The 18,623-nt window shown below is 76.1% G+C and carries 14 protein-coding genes and 1 pseudogene; 3 read left to right on the top strand and 12 right to left on the bottom strand.

The genetic code is table 11. From position 1 onward, the window contains the following. Positions 1–284: 284 nt before the first annotated feature. From GKE82_RS13495 to GKE82_RS13465, 7 genes are all read right to left on the bottom strand, one after another. Positions 285–2,219, bottom strand: coding sequence for a PHP domain-containing protein (locus tag GKE82_RS13495; RefSeq protein WP_309233591.1), 1,935 nt, complete (start codon positions 2,217–2,219; stop codon positions 285–287). 31 nt (positions 2,220–2,250) lie between these two features. Beyond that, positions 2,251–4,239, bottom strand: a complete 1,989-nt coding sequence (locus GKE82_RS30815) for a sensor histidine kinase (RefSeq protein ID WP_154733650.1) — start codon at positions 4,237–4,239, stop codon at positions 2,251–2,253. 108 nt (positions 4,240–4,347) lie between these two features. Beyond that, positions 4,348–4,950 carry a CDP-alcohol phosphatidyltransferase family protein gene (locus GKE82_RS13485; protein WP_107567403.1) on the bottom strand — a complete coding sequence of 201 codons (603 nt, stop codon included), beginning with the start codon at positions 4,948–4,950 and terminating at the stop codon, positions 4,348–4,350. A 40-nt stretch (positions 4,951–4,990) separates the two neighbouring features. Further along, positions 4,991–5,809, bottom strand: a complete 819-nt coding sequence (locus GKE82_RS13480; protein ID WP_107567402.1) for a phosphatase PAP2 family protein — start codon at positions 5,807–5,809, stop codon at positions 4,991–4,993. Positions 5,810–5,884: 75 nt separating this feature from the next. Continuing rightward, on the bottom strand, positions 5,885–7,468 hold the full coding sequence (locus GKE82_RS13475) for a hypothetical protein (protein WP_154733649.1): 1,584 nt from the start codon (positions 7,466–7,468) through the stop codon (positions 5,885–5,887). 64 nt (positions 7,469–7,532) lie between these two features. Beyond that, the gene (locus tag GKE82_RS13470; protein ID WP_154733648.1) at positions 7,533–9,149 is read right to left on the bottom strand and encodes a glycosyltransferase family 87 protein; all 1,617 of its coding nucleotides are present in this window, start codon (positions 9,147–9,149) and stop codon (positions 7,533–7,535) included. Further along, complete coding sequence (locus GKE82_RS13465) at positions 9,146–9,976, bottom strand: alpha/beta fold hydrolase (RefSeq protein ID WP_107567399.1); 831 nt, start codon at positions 9,974–9,976, stop codon at positions 9,146–9,148. Before GKE82_RS13465 ends, GKE82_RS13470 begins: the two co-directional genes overlap by 4 nt. Positions 9,977–10,009: 33 nt before the next feature. Between GKE82_RS13465 and GKE82_RS13460 the strand changes: the two genes are divergently transcribed. The 3 genes from GKE82_RS13460 to GKE82_RS13450 are packed head-to-tail and all read left to right on the top strand — an operon-like array spanning position 10,010 to position 12,146. Then, positions 10,010–10,909: a carbohydrate kinase family protein gene (locus tag GKE82_RS13460; protein WP_107567398.1), complete on the top strand. Its 900-nt coding sequence runs from the start codon at positions 10,010–10,012 to the stop codon at positions 10,907–10,909. Then, entirely contained in the window at positions 10,906–11,634 is a 729-nt protein-coding gene (nth, locus tag GKE82_RS13455; RefSeq protein WP_309233590.1) for a DNA lyase, read from the top strand. Before GKE82_RS13460 ends, nth begins: the two co-directional genes overlap by 4 nt. Before the next feature lie 8 nt (positions 11,635–11,642). Then, complete coding sequence (locus GKE82_RS13450) at positions 11,643–12,146, top strand: GNAT family N-acetyltransferase (protein WP_154733647.1); 504 nt, start codon at positions 11,643–11,645, stop codon at positions 12,144–12,146. A gap of 3 nt (positions 12,147–12,149) precedes the next feature. Here the strand turns inward: GKE82_RS13450 and GKE82_RS27120 are convergent, their stop codons facing one another. The 5 genes and pseudogenes from GKE82_RS27120 to nirB all read right to left on the bottom strand — a co-directional run bounded on the left by GKE82_RS27120 (position 12,150) and on the right by nirB (position 18,535). After that, positions 12,150–13,646, bottom strand: a complete 1,497-nt coding sequence (locus GKE82_RS27120; RefSeq protein ID WP_309233807.1) for an FAD-dependent oxidoreductase — start codon at positions 13,644–13,646, stop codon at positions 12,150–12,152. A 17-nt stretch (positions 13,647–13,663) separates the two neighbouring features. Then, entirely contained in the window at positions 13,664–13,990 is a 327-nt protein-coding gene (locus GKE82_RS27115) for a molybdopterin dinucleotide binding domain-containing protein (protein WP_196189224.1), read from the bottom strand. Between the two features lie 357 nt (positions 13,991–14,347). Beyond that, a pseudogene (locus tag GKE82_RS13435) lies at positions 14,348–15,738 on the bottom strand (molybdopterin-dependent oxidoreductase); the annotation flags it as partial. A 38-nt stretch (positions 15,739–15,776) separates the two neighbouring features. Beyond that, positions 15,777–16,103 (bottom strand): nitrite reductase small subunit NirD, encoded by a 327-nt coding sequence (gene nirD / locus GKE82_RS13430; protein WP_154733646.1) that lies wholly within the window; start codon positions 16,101–16,103, stop codon positions 15,777–15,779. Continuing rightward, positions 16,100–18,535, bottom strand: coding sequence for a nitrite reductase large subunit NirB (gene nirB, locus GKE82_RS13425; protein WP_154733645.1), 2,436 nt, complete (start codon positions 18,533–18,535; stop codon positions 16,100–16,102). Before nirB ends, nirD begins: the two co-directional genes overlap by 4 nt. Positions 18,536–18,623: the final 88 nt, after the last annotated feature.

Raw genomic sequence — 18,623 nt, 5'->3', positions numbered from 1 at the left:
CGAGCGCGTCCTGCTCGGACCAGTACGCGAGCCCCTGCGGCACCCAGGAGGTGTCGTGCCCGGGGATCTTCGCGCCGCCACGGTCGAAGAGGTCGTAGTAGAGCTTGTAGCGCGGGGGATCCGCGGCCTGCGCGGGACTGGTCGGGCCTGCGAGCGCGACGGCGGCGGTCGCGAGCAGCGGCAGGACGGCGAGGGCACGGCGCAGACGGGTCATGGGGCCGTCCTTCCCGCGCGCGCGTCCCGGCACGCCCGTCCTCACGGAGCTCTCACGAACCCGTGCGGGCTCAGCTGCGGCGGGCGCGCTCGACGCGGCGCGCCCGGCGGGCCTTGCGCGCGGCGGGCGGCGTGGCCTTCGTCTCCAGGAACTTCAGCGCCTGCACGTAGAGCAGCGTGCCGCGCCGGGTGTGGATCTCGGCGTCGCGCAGCGACTCGAGGAACTCCTGCGGCCCGTCGAAGTCGCGCATCCGGATCCGGACGGTCCCGAGACCCTGGGCGACGTGCGAGTCCGAGCCCGCCGCCGCCACGATGCGGTACTTGGCCGCGAACCGCTCGGCCTCCTCGTTGAAGGAGCCGATCGCGACGCGTGGGTTGAAGATCTCGAGCGCGTCGACGTCGTCGACGATCGTCAGCAGGTGCTCGTAGTCGGGCACGGCGTGCATGCGGTCGAACGGGTGCGGCACGTACACGAGCCCACCCTGGCGCTTGATCTCCGCGACGGTCTCCTCGAGCGTCAGGCCGCGCGGGATCTTCTCGGTCAGGAAGAGGCCGATCACCTCGCCCTGGTTGGCGGTCTTGACCTCCTCCGCCACGATCACCTTCACGCCGTACTCGGCGCACTTCTCGGCGGCGTCGAGCGCGCCGGAGATCTCGTTGTGGTCGGTGACGGCGATCGCGCCGAGGCCCTGGTCGCGGGCGGTGGCGAGCAGGACCTCGACCGGGGTCGCGCAGTCGTGCGAGTGGTCGGTGTGCATGTGCAGGTCGACGTCGATCAGCGGCCGCGACTGCAGGCGCCGACGGATCTCCGGGTCCCCGGTGGTGTCGTGGCGGCGGGCGACGACCGCCCCGTAGACGCGCTCGAGGTCGTCGGTGACCCGCTCCCAGCCGCTGCGGTCGCGCAGCTCCTGCCCGGCGCCGCGGACGCGGGCGAGCAGCGCGGCGTCGGACACGAGCCGCTGCAGCTGCGCCGCGAGCGTGTCGACGTCGCGCGGCTCGAACAGCAGGCCCGCGCCGTCCTCGGTGAGCTCCTCGTAGGCGGGCAGGCGCGACGCGACCGGCACCGCTCCCGCGGCGATGCCGCGCAGCAGCAGTCCGGGGGCCGGCGCGCCGCCGTCGCTGGCGCACACGAGCACGTGCGCGGCGGCGAGCTCGGCGTCGGCCTCGGCGCCGCCGACGAAGCGGACGCGCTCGCGCAGCTCGTGCCGCAGCGGGGTCGAGGAGGACGGGCCGCGGGCGCTGACGACGACGGCCTCCCAGGGGGCGGCGAGCTCCCCGGTGTCCAGCCGCCGCAGGGCGCGCAGGAACAGTCGCAGGGCCCCGCGCTCCTCCTCGTCGACGAACAGCAGCCGCACCGGGGCGCCCGCGTACGTCGCGCGCGGCGTGGCGCCGGCGGGCGCCGGGTCCGCCCCGGGGTGCACGACCTCGTAGCGGCCGGGGAAGTGGCGGCCCATCAGCTCGGCGGTGGCCTGGAAGCTCGCCAGGCGCGCGTCGAGGCGACCGAAGACCCGCTCGACGAGCTTCTTCGTCACCTGCGTGGCGACGTGCCGCTCGGTCGGCGCGTGGAACGTGCCGACGTTCAGCGCGCGCGAGTGGCGCAGCGCGACGCTCGGCACCGACGGGGCGAACGGCTCGTGCACGTGGCAGATGTCCAGCGACACGGAGCCGAGCAGCTCCTCGACGGTGCGGGCCACGTCGACCGGCAGGCCGGGGCTGCGCCGCACCGGGCCGGGCGCGGTGAGGACCTCGCCGACGGCCGCGACGGCGACGGTGCCGTCCTGCGCGAACAGCTCGCCGGCGCGGATCGCCCGGCGGGTGGTCCGCACGGCGGCTGCCGAGGTGGACGGCGCGACGACGAGCACGCGGTGCCCGCGCTGCGCCAGCAGGGCCGTGGTCCGGGCGACCGCCCGGCCGACCTCGCCGGCCGCGCCGGGCGTCGTGTCCGGGCCGTCACCGTCCCACGGGTACGGCGTCACGTGGGCGATCGTCAGGCGCGGGACGGACACGGGCCGAACGATACTTCGACCGCGTCCGGGCCTACGGGAGCCACACCCGGACGGTCGTGCCCTCGCCGGGCGCCGAGCGCAGCTCGACCGTCCCGCCGGCCGCCTCGACCTGCTCGCGGCAGGAGGCCAGGCCGACGTGCCCGGACTCCAGGGCGCGCTGTGGTCGCGCGGGCGCCATGCCGCAGCCGTCGTCGTCGACGACGAGGAGCACCGCCGCCGCGTCGAGGGTGACCTCGACGGTCGCGCCGGTGGCCGAGGCGTGCTTCGCGACGTTCGTCAGCAGCTCGCGGGCGACACCGACGACGAGCTCGTGATGGCGGGCGGCGACCCCGTCGGCCACCCGCACCCTCGGCGTCGGGCCGCCGAGGCGCGCGGCGCGCGCGGCGATCTCCCGCAGCGCCGGGGCCAGGCCACCGTGCTCGAGCGCGGAGGGGTGCAGCGCGTCGGCGCCCTCGCGCAGCGCGGCGACGCCCGCGGCGGTGTGGGCGAGGGCTCGCGCCGCGGCGTCCGGCCCCGGCTCGGCGGTCTCCTGCGCCGCTGCGAGCACGAGCTGCAGCACGTCGTCGTGCAGCGACCGCGCGACGGCGCCGCGCTCGCGCTCCTGGACGGCGACGGAGTCGCGCAGCAGGGTGCGGCGGGCGGTCTCCAGGCGCGCGGTGCGCTGCTCGAGGCGCTGGCGGCCCAGCGTGCCGACGAAGGCCGCGAGGCCGGTCCAGACGAGGGCCATGGCGGTCACGGCCATCGCGACGCCGGCTCCCGGCTCGCCCTGGGCGACGTCGGGGACGATCGCGGCCGCGAGGCCGACCGCGAGCGCGCCGGCGACGGGTGCCTGCACGATCCCCGGTCCGAGCAGCAGGAAGCTGATCGGCAGGACGGCCGCCGGGATCAGCACGGGTGACTGCGCTCCACCGCTCAGGGCGGTCGCCGCCGCGACGGCGAGCGTGCAGGCGACCGCGACCGCGGTCTGCGGGAGCCGGTCCCAGTGCGGACCGAACGCGACCGCGAGGACGGTGAGCTGGACCACCGCGACGAGGCCGACGAGCGCGATCGCCGAATCGAGCTCGCCGCCGTCGGCGGCGCCCACGATGGTCGCGGCGCCGAAGGTCGGGACCGCGGCGAGCTGCACGATCGCGAGCAGCCGGCCGGCGATCTGCGGGTCGGACATCGGCGCGGCGTCGTCGGGCGGGTCGGCGCCGGCGCGTGGCTCGCGCAGGGCGACGATCGTCGCCCGCAGGAGCCGGGCCGCGTCGTGGAGAGTGGCGGCGCTCCGGCTGCGGGCGGCGGCGTCGTCGCCGCCGGGCTCGGCGAGCTCCTCGAGGTCCTGTTTGGCGGCGAGCAGCAGCTGCAACGGGCCGGCGCCGAGCTCCGCGGAGATGCGGCGACGCTCGGTCCCCGCCGTCGTGAGCTCGTCGACCAGGAGCAGTCGGCGCTCGCGGTAGAGGTCGGCGAGGCGCTCGCCGAGGATCGTGCGCCCGGAGGCGATCGCGACGGCGACGGCGGCGGTGAAGCCGAGGCCGCACAGCAGCCCGACCGCGGTGCGCCCGGCGCCCGGATCGCCGTCGAGCACGTCGGGCAGGACCGGGACGGCGAGCGCGACGAAGACGACCGCGCACGAGGCCAGGACGCGGACCCGGCCGAGGATGAACGCGCCGATGGCGGGGAAGGCGATCGCGACGTGCGCGGCGGGGCTCGCGGCGCCCCCGGAGGTCAGGACGAGGCCGCACACGAGGCTCAGGCCGAGCAGGGGGAAGAGGTGCTCGGAGGTCTGCTCCCAGCGGTCGGAGAACGCGACGCGGGCGCTCGCCAGCTGCGCGGCGACCGCGACCGCGGCGACGGCCCAGTAGGCGGGCCGCGGGTCCCCGAGCGCGCCCGCGGCGATCGTCACCGTCAGCCCGACGCTGCGGATCAGCACGAGGAACCGCAGGCTGATGACGCGGACCGCGATGTCGGGGTCCTCGTCCGGCGCGCGGACGGCGAGTCCGGCGCGGTCCAGGATGTCGATGCGCCGACGGTCGCTCACCGCCCTGCAGGCTAGTGCGCGCGCGGGAGCGCGAACAGTGACGGCGACCCCCGTCCGCCGGACACCAGCTCGCGGGCCCCGCGAGCTGCGGTCCGCCAGGCGGCGCGGTCAGGAGGTCTTGGCGGCGATCAGCTGGCCGCGAACGTGGAAGATGCGCTGCAGGGTCGTCACGAGCGACATTGCCGCGAGCACGTACACGGCGGGAGCGAGCAGCTCGACGTCCCCGGGACCGGTGGCGAACAGCAGGCCGACGGAGAGGATCACGACGCGCACGGCGCGGTTCGCGAAGCCGACCTTGCACTCGACCCCGAGCGCCTCCGCGCGGGCGCGCGTGTAGCTCACCAGCAGCGACCCGGCGACCGCCACGACGCAGCCGACGACGGCGGCGTCGTCGCCCTGCTGGGCGAAGTACCGGGCGACGACCGTGAGGATGATCGCCTCCTCGACGCGGTCGAGCGTCGAGTCCAGGAACGCCCCGAACGGCGACCCCTTGCCCGACATGCGCGCGTAGCGCCCGTCGAGGGTGTCGCAGACCGAGCCGATGATGAACGCGATGCCGCCGGCCACGAAGTGGCCGTTCCACAGGACGGCGGCCGCCACGAAGTGGAGGGCCAGACCGGTGAGCGAGATCGCGTTGGGCGTCAGGCGCGACTCGATGAGCGCGTTGCGCGTCATCTCGCGGCGCTGACCGCGCGGGGTCGGCGTGCTCATGGCGTCGGGGAGGGTAGCGGGCCGGTGCCCGGACCGGCGGTCAGGCGGTCGCCGCGGCCGGGGCCGGCGGCGTGGTGGGCGGGCCGGCCGGCGCGGCCGGGCCCCATCCCCAGCGGTCCGGGCGGATCCGCGAGACCGTCCGGGCGCAGAGCGCGGCGACGACCGCCGCGACCGCGCCGAGGAACGCGTCGGCGAGGAAGTGGTTGCCGGTCACGACGATGACGAACAGCACCATGACCGGGTACGTGGCCCAGAACACCTTCAGCACGCGCCACTTGACGAGCTTCGCGAGCGGGATGCCGATCATCAGCGCGAACGCGATGTGCATCGACGGCACCGCGGCGTACGGGTTGTAGAGCTTGTTGACCAGCGACGGGTCGGTGCTCGAGATGCCGCTGAACTCCGCGACCGCGTCGAAGAAGCCCCACTCGGGGAAGAACCGCGGCGGCGCGGTCGGGTACAGCACGTAGCCGGCGATCGCGCAGAGGAACGCGAAGAAGAACATGTTGCGCACGAAGTAGAAGTGCGCGTTGTGGCGGAGGTACAGGTAGGCGAGGGCGCCGACGGTGACCGAGGTCTGCGCGTTGACGTAGATCGCGCTCGCGGCGTCGACGAGGAAGCCGGTGCCCGACGCCCACGCCTGCATGCTCGGCTCGACGAACAGCCCGAGCGACCGCTCGATGTCGATGAGGTTGCGGGCGTTCTCGAACGCGACCGCGGCCCCCTCGGGGTTGTCGATGGCGCCGCGAAGCATCCTGTACGCGTAGTACATGGCGAAGAAGATCGCGACCTGCACCGCGACGTCGAGGACGCCCCTGGGGAACAGTCGCGTCCGGTAGTCGAGGACGCGGACGAGCATCGGAGACGGACAGACTACCCATCGGACCCGGGGTGGTGAAACACCTGTTACCCGGTTGTCGTGATCCGGTGACCGTCAGGGGCCGCGCGGGGTGCACCGCGCGTCGCGGCGCAGGATGCGGTCCGGGGCGAAGCTCGCGCGCAGCGTCAGGCGGCCCGGGCGGGTCGGCACGACCCGGGTCCAGCGGCCCTGCGGTCCGACGCAGGCGCCCGGCTGGTCGGCCCGCCAGTACGGCGTGTGGTGCACCGCCAGCACGATCGGGGCGACGGCCCGCACGTCGAGCACGACCTCGTCGCGGTCCAGGCGCACGACCTCCGCGGGACCGCGGGCCAGGGGTGCCGGGTCGCGGACCTCGTAGACGACCCAGTGCGCGTCCGCCCACGCGCGCCGCAGGTACGGCAGGCCCTGCGCGACGAGCGCCGCCTCCGCGCGACCGGACGGGTCCAGCGGCGCGTCGGGCACCGCGACCCAGCGGACGGCGGTGCGCCGCAGCCACGCGCGGTAGCTGCGCGCGTCGATCGTGCCGTCGTAGAAGAGCGGGTTGTAGCGCGTGTCGAGCTGGGTCTCCCAGCCGCGCGCCAGCGGCAGGCGGCGGCCCAGGTGGACGGCCTCCCAGTGCCCGCGCGTGAACGGGACCTCGACGCGCCCGAGCGGTCCTCCCTGCGCGGCGATGAACGCGGCGACCGGGGCGTGGTACGCGGCCGAGGTCGACGGGTCGCCCGCGCCCTTGGCGACCTCCCGGATCGGTGCGAGCCACTGCCAGGCGGCCATCCCCACGGCGAGCGCCACGATCGCCGCCCGCCGCCAGCGCGCGGCGTGCGGCGACCACGCGGCGATGATCAGCAGCGGCCCGGCGAACGTCGCGCCGAGCCGCGCGACGTTGCTGCCCATCGGGGTCGCGACGAGGAACGCGGCGAGCCCGGCGAGCAGGTAGAGCAGCGCCCCGACCCGCAGGGTCCGCTCGCGCGCGGGCAGCAGGACCGCGAGCGCGAGCGAGAACCCGGCGATCGCGCAGACCGCCCCGAGCGACATCGGCTGGCGGCCGCCCTCCGGGAACGCGACGACGAGCACCGCGATGGTCGCGCCCGCGGCGGCGACGAGCGCCAGGCCGGCCCGCCGTGCCGGGGCGGTCAGCGCGACGGCGGATCCGGCCAGGGCGAGGAACGCCCCGGCGACCGGGCTCGTCGCCGCGCACACGACGGCCAGGGCGGCCGCCGTGCGCGGCCGGTCGCGCTGCAGCGCCAGCAGCGCGCCGAGTCCGACGGCGACGCCGAGCCCGAACGTCAGCCGGCCGATCAGCAGGTCGCAGGTGGTGGCGGCGGCGAACCACGCGACGCCCCAGCGCGCACGATCGCCGACGTGCGCGCGGGCGAGCCGGTCGAACAGCACCGCGGAGGCGACGGCGGCCACCGCGCCGACGACGCGCGGGCCGAACCAGGCGCCCAGCGGCGGGAACGTCAGGCTGTACCCGGGGAGGTGGTGGCCGCCGTACCAGTTGCCGTTCCAGACCTCGAAGCCGTCGCTGGCCCACAGGCCCGCGCGGAAGACCTGTGCGGCGAGGTCCGGGGTGCGCGGCGCGAGCAGCAGCCAGAGCGTCGCGCCGATCGCGGCGAGCAGCCAGGCCGGGACGCGGACGGGGGTGCGCAGGACCGTCGCCATCGCCGCCCACGGTGGCGCACCAGGGGACGGGCGCGGTGAACGAGCGGTGACCGCGGGCAGGCGCTCAGGGGCAGCGCTCGCCGGTCGCGCCGACGCGGCCGGGCGAGAACGTCGTCACGAGCGTCACCGGTCCGGGCCGCCGCACCCGCACGCGCGTCCACTGCTGGTCCCCCGCGTCCCGCGAGACGCACGCGTCGCCGGTGCGGACCCGCCAGTACGGGGTGAAGCGGACCCGCACGAGCACGTCCCCCGCGGCAGGGGCGTCGAGCTCGACGCGGTCGTGGTCCAGGACGGTCACGCGCGCCCCGGCCCCGGTCGCGAGGGCGGTCGCGGTCGGGCCCTCGACACGCCACACGGTCCAGCGGCCCTCGTCGAGGACCTTGCGCAGCCCCGGGACGTCGCCGTGCTGCAGCAGCCGTCGCTCGGCCTTCGCGGTCTGGTCGAGCCGGCCCTCGGGCAGCGCGACGTAGCGGACCGCGTTCTCGTCCAGCCAGCGCCGGTACTCGGCGGGCTCGAGCTCCCCGTCCTCGTAGAAGAGCCCGTTCCACTTCGTGTCGAGCTGGCGCTGCCAGCCGCGCGCGAGCGGGTGACGCCGCGCGACGAGGTCGGCCTCCACGTGGTTCTGGGTGAACGGCACCTCGACGCGGAACGGGCCCTCGAGGCTGCGCTGACGGTCCAGGAAGCGCAGCACCGGCTCGTAGGCGCGGGCCTGCACGAGCGGGTCGTCGTGCGCGCGGTGCCAGTCGAGCACGGGCGCCTGCCACTGCCACTGCACGAGCGGCAGGGCGAGGACGGCGAGCAGCACCCGGCGGTGCGGCAGCAGCGCGCAGGCGAGCACCGGGCCCGCGAACAGCGTGCCGAGCCGCGTGACGTTCGAGCCCATCGGGCTGACGATCACGAAGCTCGCGAGGATCGCCAGCGCGTACACCCAGGTGACCGCACGGAGCACCTGCCGCTCGCGCGGCAGCAGCAGCGCGATCGCGACCGTGGTGCCCAGCGTGCGCAGGAACGTGCCGGTCTCCATCGGCTGCCCGCCGCCCTCGGGGAAGAACAGGTTGATCGCCATCACCGGTGCGGCGCCGACCACGGCGACCAGCAGCAGGTCGCGCCGGTCGCGCTGCACGAGCCACCAGGCGCCGAGCACCATCGCCAGGAACAGGGCGGCGACCGGGCTCGCGACCGCGGTGCCGACCGCCACGGCGGTCGCCCAGGCCGGCCGGCGCCGGACGGCGAGCAGCACGGCGCCGAGCGCGAACGCGATCCCGAGCGCGAACGTCAGCCGGCCTGCGAGCAGCGTCGACGCGCTCGCCACCCCGAACCACAGCGAGCCGAGCCAGACGTCGTCGTCGAGCGTCTCCTCGGCGATCCGGGCGAACAGCCACGCGGAGGCGACCGCGCTCAGCCCGCCGACGAGCTGCACGCCGAGCAGCGACGCCAGCGGCGGGAACAGCAGCGAGTAGCCGGGCAGGTGATGGCCGCCGTACCAGGCGGTGTCGAACAGCGACGGGCCCTCGTGCTCGAACAGCCACGTCCGGTAGGTCTGGGCGGGCAGGTCGCCCGCTGCGGGCTGCCAGAGGACGTAGACGAGCGCGAGCACGCCCGCGACGACCCAGGGGGCGTGGTGGTGCGACAGCGACGCCCGGGCCACGCGGACCGGGCGGGGGACGGCGGCGGTGCTCACCCCGCGTCCGCCAGCAGGAACGCGGTGATCTCGTCGACGAGCTCGGGACGGTCGACCCACGGCCAGTGCCCGGCCCCGGGCACGGCGGTGAACCCGGCGTTCCCGAGCGCCGCCGCGTAGTCGGGGCCGAACCGCGCCGGGATGTACGGGTCCTCCTGCCCCCACCAGACGTGCGCGGGGCAGTCGAGCGCGCCGAGCCCGGCGCCCGCCGCCGCGAGCTTCTCGGGCGGGCTGGAGCGGTAGAGCGCGAGGATCGCGCGCTGCGTGCCCTGGTCGAGGTGGTCGCAGACGAGGTCGAGGAAGTCGTCGGGCATCGGTCCCGGGGTCGCGCGCGCCTCGCGCGAGAGCTGCTTGAGCAGCGGGCGGACCATCAGGCCGACCGCGATCTCCCCGAGCCCGCGGGTGCGCCACGCGCGCGCGATCCGGTGCCAGCGGTAGCCCGGCAGCAGCGGCACGGCGTTGACGACGGCGAGCCGCGCGACGCGCTCGGGGAAGCGCATGGCGGGCAGCAGCCCGACGCCGCCCCAGTCCTGCACGAGCAGGTTGAAGCGGTCGATCCCCCGCCACTCCAGGAACCGCTCCAGCCAGCGGTCGTAGCCCTCCATCGTGTAGTCGCCGTCCCCGCGCTTGCCGCTGCGACCGAAGCCGGGCAGGTCGGGCGCGACCCCGCCGGTGCGGGCGAGGAACGGCAGCCACAGGTCCGCGTTGGTCGGGACCCCGTGGACATACACGGTCGGCAGCTCCCCGGCCGGGGGCTCGGCCTCCCGCCAGGCGACGGGCCGACCGTCGAGCTCGCCGGTGCGGAGCACCACGTCCTTCACGCCCATGGGCGCCACAATAGTCGTGTCACACTGCCGCGCATGGCCACGCTCTGCCTCGGTGAGGCGCTCGTCGATCTGGTCTGCGAGTCCCCGGTGGACGATCTCTCGCAGGCGACCTCCTTCGTCCCGCACTTCGGCGGGGCGATGGCGAACGTCGCGGTGACCGCCGCCCGGGCGGGCGCGGCGGTGCAGCTCGCGGGCGGCGCGGGGGACGACGCATGGGGCGCGTGGCTGCGCGGCCGGCTGGAGGCGGAGGGCGTCGGCCTGGAGGGCTTCCGGCTCGTCACCGGAGCGGCGACCGCCGTCGCGTTCGTCACGGTCGACGCCGACGCGCAGCCGTCGTTCCTGATCCACGGGGACACGATCGGCGTGGGCGTCGAGGCGGCGGGGCCGCACCTGCCGGAGCTCGTCGAGCAGGCCGACGCGCTGGTCATCACCTCCAACACGCTCGTCGGCGAGACCGAGCGGGCCCTGACGATGGCGGCCCGCGAGCGGGCCCTGGCGCTCGGGGTGCCGGTGATCGTCGATCCGAACTTCCGCCTGCACCGCTGGCCGTCGACCGCGCAGGCGGTCGAGGCGACCCGTGCCTGCCTGGACGGCGCCTTCCTCGTGAAGCTCAACGAGGAGGAGGGACGCCTGCTCACCGGCGAGATCCACGCCGCGGGGGTCGCGGGGAGCCTCGTGTCCTCGCGCGTGCAGCACGCGGTCGTCACGCGCGGCGCCGAGGGCGCGGTGCTGCGCGGGCCGGGCATGCGCTTCGAGGTGCCCGGCGTTCCGGCGGCCACCGTCGACACGACCGGCGCCGGCGACGTCCTGCTCGGCACGCTCGTCGCGGAGCTCGCGAAGACCCGCTTCTACCCGGCGTCGCTGGCCGCCGGCCTGCCGATCGCGGTCGCGGCCGCCGCGCGCGCGACCGAGCGGTGGGGCGCCGTCGGGTGAGTCCCACGCGTGCCGGCGCCGCGGCCCGGCCGGTCGCGGTCGCGCCCGTCCCGCGCGCGCAGTGGGCCCCGCCGAGCCGCGCCCGCGTCGCGGGCCTGCGCCGGCGGCTCGCCGCGCTCTACGGGGTGCCCGTCCAGCCGCCGCACGGCGACCCGCTCGCCGAGCTCGTCCTGACGGTGCTGTCGCAGTCGACCAACGACCGCAACCGCGACGTCGCCTACCTGCGGCTGCGGGAGTGGTTCCCGACGTGGGAGGCGGTCCGCGACGCGCCGATCGCCGACGTGGAGGAGGCGATCCGGCCCGGCGGGCTGCACGTCCAGAAGTCCCGGCGGATCGTCGCGATGCTGCAGGCGCTGCCCGCGGACCTGTCGCTGGACTGGATGCGCGACGCGCCGCTGCCGGCGTGCCGCGAGGCGCTCTGCGCGCTCCCCGGGGTGGGCCGCAAGACCGCCGCGTGCGTGCTGCTGTTCTCGTTCGGCCGCGACGACGTGCCGGTCGACACCCACGTCTCGCGCGTGGGCGAGCGGCTCGGGCTGCTGCGGCCCGGATCCGGCCTCGATCCCGAGCGCCACGACGCGATGAACGCGCTGACGCCGCGCGGCCGCGCCCTGGAGCTGCACGTGCAGCTGCTGCGCCACGGCCGTCGCACGTGTCACGCGCAGCGGCCCGGCTGTCGCGGCTGCGCGCTGCGGCGGTCCTGCCCGGGCGTGGGGGTGGCCCGGTGAGGATCGACGTGCAGACCTCCCTGGAGATGCGCTCGCCGGCGGACCTGCGCCCGGCCGCGCCTCCACGCATCCCGGCCGACCTGACGCCCGTCCCGCCCGAGAAGGGCGACGTGAACCGGCGCCTCTACCGCGGTGTCGGCGCCGCGTACGCGTGGACCGACCGGCTGGCGTGGACGCCGGAGCGGTGGGCGGCGTGGACGGCGTCGGTGACCACGCACCGCGCGCTCGCCGCGGTGCACGGCGTGCCGTGCGAGGCGGGCTTCTTCGAGCTGGCCGTCCAGCCGCGCGGGACCGTGGAGATCGTCATCTTCGGCCTGCTGCCCGACTACCACGGGCTCGGCCTGGGCGGCTGGCTGCTGACCCGCGCGATCGAGGAGGCGTGGGCGCTGCACCCGGACGGGACGCGCCGCGTGTGGGTCCACACCCGCCGCCTCGACGGCCCGGCGGCGCTGCCGAACTACCGGGCGCGCGGGCTGCGCCCGTTCGACGCGCTGGTGTCCGCGCTGCCCTGACCGTCAGGCCGGGGTGGCCGCGCGGGCGCGCAGCCGCGCGAGGATCTCGGCGACGTCCGGGCGGCAGCCGCCACAGCCGGTCGACGCGCGCGTGTGCTCGGCGACCTGGTCGACGCTCGTGAGCCCGCGGTCGCGGATCGCGTGCTCGATCTCGCCGTGCGTGACGCCCTGGCACGAGCAGACGTTCATCGCGGGGTCGACGGCGCCGGCCAGTGCGGCGTCCGCGTTCGCCGACGCGGCGGGGCCGTCCAGCAGCGACGCGGGCACCTCGCCGCGGTCGCGCAGCAGCTCGCGCAGCGCCCGCGCGTCGCGCAGGTCGCCGAGGAGGATCGCGCCCTCGAGCCGGCCGTCGCGCAGCAGCAGGCGGCGGTAGCGGCCCTGGCGGGTGTCGAGCGCGAGGACCTCCTCGTCCCCGTCCTCCTCGAGCACCCGGCCGCAGCAGAACAGCTCGATCCCCGCGACCTTCAGGGTCGTGGCGGGGAGTGCGCCCTGGAACGCGGCGGGCTGCCCGGCGAGCGACGCGCCGGCCGCCCGCGCCTGGTCCAGCAGCGGCGCCCACAGGCCGTACACGTGCCCGCGGTGCTCGGCGCACTCCCCGACCGCCCGGACGCCGGGGGCGCTCGTTCGCAGCTCGTCGTCGACCAGCACGCCCCGGTCGAGCTCGAGCCCGGCGGTGCGGGCGAGGTCCACGTCGGGCCGGATGCCCGCGGCGATCACGACGAGGTCGGCGGGCAGCTCCTCGCCGCCCTCCAGGGCGACCGCGCGGACGTGGCCGTCCTCGTCGGGGACGATCGCCTGCGTGCGCGCCCCGACCCGCACGGTGATCCGCAGCGCCGAGAGCGCCCGGGTCAGCAGCGAGGCGGCGGGGGCGTCGAGCTGCTGCTCCATCAGCCGGTCGGCGAGGTGCACGACGGTGACCCGCAGGCCGCGCTCGGTCAGCGCCCGCGCGGCCTCGAGCCCGAGCAGGCCACCGCCGATGACGACCGCGCGGCGGACCTCGGGGCGCGCGGCCCGCTCGAGGATCGCGCCGGCGTCGGCGGTGGTGCGGAACACGTGCACGCCGCCGGCGTCCGCGCCGCGGACCGGGGGGACGAACGGTCGCGAGCCGGTCGCCAGCACGAGGTCGTCGTAGGGAACGGTGTCGCCGTCGGCGAGCTCGACGACCCGGGCGGCGGTGTCGACGTGCCGGGCGGGCACGCCGAGCCGCAGGGTCACGCCGCGCGCGGCCAGCCAGTCGGGGTGCCGCAGCGCGAGCTCGTGCTCCCCGACCCCGCCCGCGAGGTAGGTGGACAGCAGCACGCGGTTGTACGGGGCGACCGGCTCGGCGCCGATGATCGTGACGTCGAAGCCGGGGGCGCCCGCGGGCACGTTGGCGAGCGCCGCCTCCACGGTCGCCATGCCGGCCATGCCACCGCCGACGACGACGAGCCGCCGCGGGCGCGCGCCGGGGTCGTCGGCGGACGCGGCAGCGGCCGGGCGGTCGGCGCCGAGCGGCTCGATCCGTACCGCGCTCGCCTTCAGCTCGGCCTGCTTGGAGACCGGGTCGATCGCGCGGGCGACGACGCCGTTGAGCGCCCCGGCCCCGGGGGCAGGTGCAGCGCCCCCCAGTGGAACGGGGCGAACGCGACGCCGGGGCGGACGGTGTCCGTGACGCGGGCGCGCATGGTCGCGCGGCCGCGCGGCGAGCGGACGAGCACGAGCTCGCCGTCGGCGACCCCGGCGGTGGCGGCGTCGTCGGGGTGCAGCTCCACGAACGGCTCGGGCTCCGCGGCCAGCAGGTCCTTCGCCTTGCCGGTGCGCGTCATCGTGTGCCACTGGTGGGCGACCCGGCCGGTCGTCAGCACGAGCGGGTGCTCGGGACCCGGCCGGTCGGCGGGCTCGGCGTGCGGGGTCGGCGCGAGGCGCGCGCGGCCGGTCGGGGTGGGGAAGCGCCGGCCGGTGTAGAGGCGCTCGGTCCCGGCGTGGTCCTCGCCGTCGACGCCGCGCGCGGGCACCGGCCACTGCAGCGGTCCTTCGCGGCGCAGTCGCTCGTGCGAGAGGCCGGTCTGGTCGCACAGCCGTCCCGCGGTCGCGGTGACGTACTCGGCGTGCACGTCGGCCGCGGTGCGCCAGCCGAACGCGTCGGGATGCCCGAGCGCCCGCCCGACGCGCGCGAAGATCTCCCAGTCGGGGAGCGCGTCCCCGGGCGGGTCGACGAGCTTGCGCACGAGCGACACGCGCCGCTCGCTGTTGGTCTGGGTGCCGTCCTTCTCCCCCACTGCGCGGCCGGGAGGACGACGTGGGCGAGCGCCCCGGTCTCGGTGGGGTGGTAGGCGTCCTGGACGACGACGAGCTCCGCGCGGCGCAGGGCGGCCGCGAAGCGCGCCGCGTCGGGCTGCGAGACGGCGGGGTTCGTCGCGATGATCCAGACGACCTTGACGCGGTCGTCCTCGAGCGCCTCGACGAGCTCGGTCGCGGGGATGCCGGGCGCGGGCGAGATGCCGGGTAGGTCGGCCGGCAGGTCCCACAGCCGCCGCATCTCGGCGCGGTGCTCGGGGTCGGTCACCAGCCGGTAGCCGGGGAGCAGGTGGGCGAGCCCGCCGGACTCGCGGCCACCCATCGCGTTGGGCTGGCCGGTCAGCGAGAACGGTCCCGTGCCGGGCCGGCCGATGTTGCCGGTCGCGAGGCAGAGGTTGATCAGCGCGCGGTTCTTCAGCGTGCCGACGGTCGACTGGTTGGCGCCCATCGACCACAGCGCCATCGCGCGGCGGGCACCGCCGAACATGCGCGCGGCGCGCACGATCTCCTCGGTCTCCAGGCCGCAGGCCTCGGCCGCCCGGCCGGGGGTCCACTCGCGCGCGGCGGCGAGCGCCTCCTCGGCCCCCTCGGTGTGCCGGGTGAGGAACGCCTCGTCCAGCAGGCCCTCGCCCTCGAGGACGTGGAGCATCGCGCTGAGCAGCGGCAGGTCCGCCCCGGGACGCACCGCGAGGTGCAGGTCGGCCTGCTGCGCGGTCGGGGTGGCGCGCGGGTCGATCACGGTGACGGTCGCGCCCTCCTGGCGGCGGCGACGGATGCGCGACCACACGATCGGGTGGCAGGCGGAGGTGTTGGAGCCGAGCACGAGCACGTGGTCGGCCTGGTCGAGGTCGGCGTAGGACGCGGGCGGCCCGTCGGAGCCGAGCGCCCCGGTGTAGCCGGCGACCGCGCTGGACATGCACAGCCGCGAGTTCGAGTCGACGTTGTTGGTGCCGAGGAACCCCTTGGCGAGCTTCGAGGCCGCGTAGTAGTCCTCGGTCAGCATCTGACCGGAGAGGTAGAGCGCGATCGCGTCGGGGCCGTGACGGCGGGTGACGTCCTGCAGTCGGCGGGCGAGCTCCCCGGCGGTCTGCCGCCAGGTCCGCGGTCGCCAGCGCGCGTCGAGGGCGTCCCGCCAGAGCGGGGTGGTGGCGCGGTCGGCGGCGGTGAGGGCGTCCGGGAGCCGCAGCGGCTTGCGGCACGTCGCGCCGCGGTTGACCGGGTGCAGCGGGTCGCCCTTGACCGCCTGCACGCGGCCGCCGGCGACCTCGGCGACGAGGCCGCAGCCGGTGCCGCAGTACGGGCAGGCGGTCCGCACCTCGCGGGTGCGGGTCGCGGGGGGCGGGGCCGGGAGGCTCACGCGGCGACCCGGGCGGCGACGGCCAGCCGCACCCACAGGCCGCCGTCCCGCTCCTGGACCTCGTGCATGGCGACGCGGTCCTCCCCGCCGACCTGCGCGCCGCTGCGCAGGTCGAAGCGGCGCTGGTGCAGCGGGCACGTCACGCAGCTGTCGGCGACGATGCCGTCCTGCAGCGGGCCGCCGCGGTGGGGGCAGGCGGCGTCGGTGGCCGCCCAGCCGTCGGGCAGGCGGAAGATCGCGATGCGGCGACCGTGCAGCTCGACGCTGCGGCCCTCCAGCAGCGGCACGTCGGTGACGTCGGCGATGCGGGTCCAGGTGCTCATCGGGTGGCCTCCGCGAGCGCGACGAGGTCGAGGCCCTCGGGATCGCTGTCGAGCTCGGAGAACTGCTTGGGGTGGACGGGCGCGTAGCGCTCCTGCCACGGGTCGGGGTCGCAGGCGGCCTTCGCGATCGCGAACCGCTCGAGCAGCGCGGTCTGCTGCTCGGGGTCCAGCACGACCGCCTGGACCGCCTCGAGCCCGACGCGCTCCTGGAAGCCGTAGGTGCGCTCGAGGTGCTCGCCGTGCTCGCGGTAGTGCTGCAGGTAGGCGAGCGCGACCCGCTGGGCCTCCTCGGCGGAGTCGACGGTCGTGAGGAGGTCGCCCTTGCGGATCGACGCGCCGGCGGCGCCGCCGACGTAGATCTCCCACTGCGGGGCGGCGGCGTCCCCGATCGCGACGAGGCCGATGTCCTTCACGTACGCCTCGGAGCAGTTGCGCGGACAGCCGGTCACGGCGGCCTTCACCTTGTGCGGCGTGTGCAGGCCCTCCATCGCGCGTTCGAGATCGATGCCGACCGTGATCGCGTCGCCGAGGCCGAAGCGGCAGAACTGCGTGCCGACGCAGGTCTTGACGGTGCGGACCGCCTTCGCGTAGGCGTAGCCGGAGGGCATCCCCAGGTCCTCCCACACGGCGGGCAGCTGCTCCTTCTTCACGCCGAGGAGGTCGATGCGCTGGCCGCCGGTGATCTTGATCATCGGCAGCTCGTACTTGTCCGCGACGTCGGCGAAGCGGCGCAGCTCGTCGCTGGTGACGACGCCGCCGCGGATGCGCGGGACGACGCTGAAGGTGCCGTCGTTCTGGATGTTCGCGTGCACGCGGTCGTTGATGAACTTCGCGTGGCGCTCCTGGCGGAACTTCACCTTCTGGCGCTCCTCGACGAGGTAGCTCAGCCCGGGCTTGCAGGCGCCGCAGTCGCGGCCGGCCCCGCACGCGGCGGAGATCTCGCTGACCGAGCAGAGGTCCTCGGTGCGGACGAGCTCGCCGACGGCCTCGCGGGTGAGCTTGCGGCACGGGCACAGGTAGGTGGGCTCCTCGGCGGCGCCCGCGCGCTCGATCTGCAGCAGCTCGCTGACGACCGGCTTGCAGGAGCCGCAGCCCGCGCCCGCCCGGGTGACGTTGACGACCTCCTGCGTGGAGCCGAGCCCGCCGCTGCGGATCGCGGCGACGATCTCGCCCTTGCAGATCCCGTTGCAGTTGCAGACCTGCGCGCTGTCGGGCAGCTCGGCCGCGGTGGCCTGCGAGGCCTCGGCCAGCAGCGCCAGCGGGTCGTCGGTGGTGCGACCGGTCCGCACCGCGTCCATCAGCAGCTCGGCGCCGCGGGCGTCGCCGAGCAGGACGGCGCCCAGGACGACCCCGTCGGGATCGCAGACGAGCTTGCGGTAGGTGCCGGCGGCCGCGTCGGCGACGACGACCTCCCGCTCGCCCTCGGGGGCGCCGGCGGTCACGAGGTCGACGCCCATCACCTTGAGCTTCGCGGTCGGGATCGAGCCCGTGTACGCGGGCGCGTCGGGACGCCCGACGAGCGTGTCGGCCGCGACCTGCGCCTGGTCGTGGATCGGGGCGACGATCCCGTGCACGACGCCGCGGTGCTGCGCGCACTCGCCGACGGCGAGGACGTTCGGGTGCGAGGTCACGAGCCGGTCGTCGACGACGATCCCGCGCTCGACCGTGAGGCCGGTGTCCCGGGCGAGGGAGACCTGCGGGCGGATGCCGACGGCCACGACGACGAGGTCGCAGTCCAGCGTCGTGCCGTCGGCGAACCGCAGTCCGCAGGCGCGCCCGTCGCCGTGGGTGAGGATCTCGCGGGTCGCGTGCTCGAGCCGCACCTCGACGCCGAGCGCCTCGATCGCGGGCGCGAGCAGCGCGGCCGCGGGCGCGTCGAGCTGGCGTTCCATCAGCCGGTCGACGAGGTGGACGAGCGTGACCGGGGTGCCGCCGCGGGCGAGCGCGTGGGCGGCCTCGAGGCCGAGCAGCCCGCCGCCGATGACCGCCGCGTGCCGGGCGGACCGCGCGGCGCCCAGGATGGCCGCGCAGTCCGCCGGGTCGCGGAAGACCTCGACGCCGGTGGCGGCCGAGCCCTCCATGGGGGGCACGAGCGCGTCGCTGCCGGTGCAGAGCACGACGCGGTCGTAGTGCAGGACGGTGCCGGTGGACAGGGTCGCCGTGCCGGCGTCGGGGGACAGCGCGGTGACGCGCGCCCCGGTGATCGCGGTGATCCCCGCGTCCTCGTACCAGGCGTCGGGTCGCAGGCGCAGGGCCTGCACGGAGCCGGTCTCCTCGAGCAGGTCGCCGAGCCGGACGCGGTCGTAGGGGAGGTGGTCCTCGGCGCAGACGAGCGTCACGGGGACGTCGGTGTCGCGGGCGCGGACCGCCTCGCAGACGGCCTGGCCGGCGATGCCGCCGCCGATGACGAGGATGCCGTGGGTGGAGAACATGTCAGGGGGTCCCTTCGGTCACGTCCGCCACGCTAGGACCGGGTCGTCGGGGCCTCTACGGCCCCCGGGTCGAGCGCGGCGGGGAAGT

Origin of the sequence: Conexibacter sp. W3-3-2 (assembly GCF_009707605.1) — a bacterium.
GTDB classification, from domain to species: Bacteria; Actinomycetota; Thermoleophilia; order Solirubrobacterales; family Solirubrobacteraceae; genus Paraconexibacter; species Paraconexibacter algicola.
Note: the sequence above shows the minus strand (reverse complement) of the source record. Positions and strands in the feature narration are given on the sequence as shown.

Coding starts and splice junctions, on each gene's coding strand:
- GKE82_RS13460 (WP_107567398.1), top strand. CDS start 10,010: ATGGCCACGCTCTGCCTCGGTGAGGCGCTCGTCGATCTGGTCTGCGAG.
- GKE82_RS13465 (WP_107567399.1), bottom strand. CDS start 9,976: ATGGGCGTGAAGGACGTGGTGCTCCGCACCGGCGAGCTCGACGGTCGG.
- GKE82_RS13485 (WP_107567403.1), bottom strand. CDS start 4,950: ATGAGCACGCCGACCCCGCGCGGTCAGCGCCGCGAGATGACGCGCAAC.
- nirB (WP_154733645.1), bottom strand. CDS start 18,535: ATGTTCTCCACCCACGGCATCCTCGTCATCGGCGGCGGCATCGCCGGC.
- GKE82_RS13475 (WP_154733649.1), bottom strand. CDS start 7,468: ATGGCGACGGTCCTGCGCACCCCCGTCCGCGTCCCGGCCTGGCTGCTC.
- GKE82_RS13480 (WP_107567402.1), bottom strand. CDS start 5,809: ATGCTCGTCCGCGTCCTCGACTACCGGACGCGACTGTTCCCCAGGGGC.
- nirD (WP_154733646.1), bottom strand. CDS start 16,103: ATGAGCACCTGGACCCGCATCGCCGACGTCACCGACGTGCCGCTGCTG.